At 64.3% G+C, this 1,742-nt stretch carries 1 pseudogene; it reads left to right on the plus strand.

Annotation, left to right across the window (positions count from 1 at the left end):
* Positions 1 to 81 precede the first annotated feature (81 nt).
* Positions 82 to 1,282: pseudogene (locus EOA27_RS35105) on the plus strand (IS91 family transposase).
* Positions 1,283 to 1,742 lie beyond the last annotated feature (460 nt).

The following is a 1,742-nucleotide window of genomic DNA, read 5'->3' on the forward strand; positions in this document are numbered from 1 at the left end:
CTCAGAAGTACTGCGGCTTGCCGCGTCCGGCGCCCATCCTGCCGCCACCCGCCAAGCCGCAGTACTTCTGAGCTCGCGCCGATGGCCCGCTCGGGGCCGGAAGTGGCGGATATCTTCCGCTACTACGGCGAAGCCTATCGCGAGCAGCATGACGCGGCGCTGTCAACCGCCCAGCGCCGCGTCATGACGGCGATCGAACTGTGCCGGACCGCCGCGCTCGGCGGGCATGTCGAGCAGTGCGATCACTGCGGCCATAACCGCATCGCCTTCAACAGCTGCCGCGATCGTCATTGCCCGAAGTGCCAGTCGCTGGCCCGCGCGCAATGGCTGGAGGATCGTCGCGCCGAACTTCTCGACACACAGTACTTTCACGTCGTCTTCACGCTGCCCGGCGACATTGCCGCCATCGCCTATCAGAACAAGGCGCTCGTCTACGGCCTGCCTCTTCCGTGCCGCCGCCGAGACCCTGCGCACCATTGCTGCCGACCCCAAGCACCTGGGCGCCGAGATCGGCTTCTTCGCCGTGCTGCACACCTGGGGCCAGAACCTGCTCCATCATCCGCACCTGCATTGCGTCGTCGCCGGCGGCGGCCTGACTGCCGACGGTCGTCGGTGGATCGCCTGCAAGCCCGGCTTCTTCTTGCCGGTCCGGGTGCTCTCACGCCTGTTCCGACGATTGTTTCTGGAACATCTTGAGAAAGCCTTCGACGCCGGCCAGTTGAAGTTCTTCTCTGGCCTGCAGGACCTGAGCGAGCGCGACGCCTTCCGGCGTTATTTGGCGCCGCTACGAAAGGCTGAGTGGGTCGTCTTTGCCAAGCCGCCCTTCGCCGGACCTGCCCAGGTGCTCGACTATGTCGGGCGCTATACGCACCGCGTTGCCATCTCCAACAACCGTCTCATCGACATCGGGGACAACGCCGTTCGTTTCCGCTGGAAGGACTATCGGCACGGCAATCGGCAGAAGGTCATGACCGTTACGCCTGACGAGTTCATTCGCCGCTTCTTGTTGCACGTCCTGCCCGAGGGCTTCCATCGCATCCGCTACTACGGCTTTCTCGGCAATCGCTACCGCGCGCAAAAGCTTGCCCACTGCCGCGACCTGCTCGGCATGCCGGTTCCCGAGCCGTCGGATGGCTCATCCGAAAGGGATTACCGCGACCGCTATGAGGATCTCACCGGTCATTCCCTCAGGCAATGCCCGTCTTGTCGCCAAGGCCAGATGATCATCGTCGAAATCTTCGACGGCGCCACTGGACCCTCGCCATACTGGGATACGTCATGAAAGAACCGCTCCGCTTCGCCGTCACCGCATCGCACGAGCCGTTCGGCCCGAAAACCGAGCCGGTCCCGCGAAGCTGCGCGCCGTCACCCCCGGATGCCTTTGCCGGGCAAGGCGCGACGCCGGTCCTCACTTTGCCGAACCTATATCCGTGCCGCTTTCGGCGCACGCGACCCCTGCAATCGCTGCGTCCACGACCGCATTCGCGCCCACGCCATGCCTGTTCATGGCCACGGCCTGATTGAACGCCCATAGCGGAAACCCGTGCCGGCGGCTTAGTCCAACACGTTTTTAGCTCACCGTCGCGACCCACCTCAGCGCGCTCTCGCCACCCGCCTTTCTCCGCGACGCCAAGCTAAAAACGCTCTGCATTACGTGCCCGGGCACGTAATCGGGAACGACGAACTTCGGCACGCCGCCCAGAAAGGTGAAGAGGTCCGTGTGCACGCCGATCCAGTCGGCC

The organism is Mesorhizobium sp. M2A.F.Ca.ET.037.01.1.1 (assembly GCF_003998075.1).
Classification (GTDB): domain Bacteria; phylum Pseudomonadota; class Alphaproteobacteria; order Rhizobiales; family Rhizobiaceae; genus Mesorhizobium.